The organism is Psychrobacter sp. N25K4-3-2 (genome assembly GCF_015351755.1).
Classification (GTDB): Bacteria; Pseudomonadota; Gammaproteobacteria; order Pseudomonadales; family Moraxellaceae; genus Psychrobacter; species Psychrobacter glaciei.
Genome location: NZ_JADKLX010000027.1, coordinates 1 through 626, shown reverse-complemented (window position 1 = coordinate 626; position 626 = coordinate 1). Strand labels below are relative to the sequence as shown.

Annotated in this window: 1 pseudogene; it reads right to left on the bottom strand. The window is 55.1% G+C overall.

What is annotated here, in order from left to right:
• A pseudogene (gene lacI, locus IOD06_RS13475) lies at window positions 1–626 on the bottom strand (DNA-binding transcriptional repressor LacI); the annotation flags it as partial.

Here is a 626-nt window from a genome sequence, read left to right as displayed (position 1 = left end):
GTTAACGGCGGGATATAACATGAGCTGTCTTCGGTATCGTCGTATCCCACTACCGAGATATCCGCACCAACGCGCAGCCCGGACTCGGTAATGGCGCGCATTGCGCCCAGCGCCATCTGATCGTTGGCAACCAGCATCGCAGTGGGAACGATGCCCTCATTCAGCATTTGCATGGTTTGTTGAAAACCGGACATGGCACTCCAGTCGCCTTCCCGTTCCGCTATCGGCTGAATTTGATTGCGAGTGAGATATTTATGCCAGCCAGCCAGACGCAGACGCGCCGAGACAGAACTTAATGGGCCCGCTAACAGCGCGATTTGCTGGTGACCCAATGCGACCAGATGCTCCACGCCCAGTCGCGTACCGTCTTCATGGGAGAAAATAATACTGTTGATGGGTGTCTGGTCAGAGACATCAAGAAATAACGCCGGAACATTAGTGCAGGCAGCTTCCACAGCAATGGCATCCTGGTCATCCAGCGGATAGTTAATGATCAGCCCACTGACGCGTTGCGCGAGAAGATTGTGCACCGCCGCTTTACAGGCTTCGACGCCGCTTCGTTCTACCATCGACACCACCACGCTGGCACCCAGTTGATCGGCGCGAGATTTAATCGCCGCGACAAT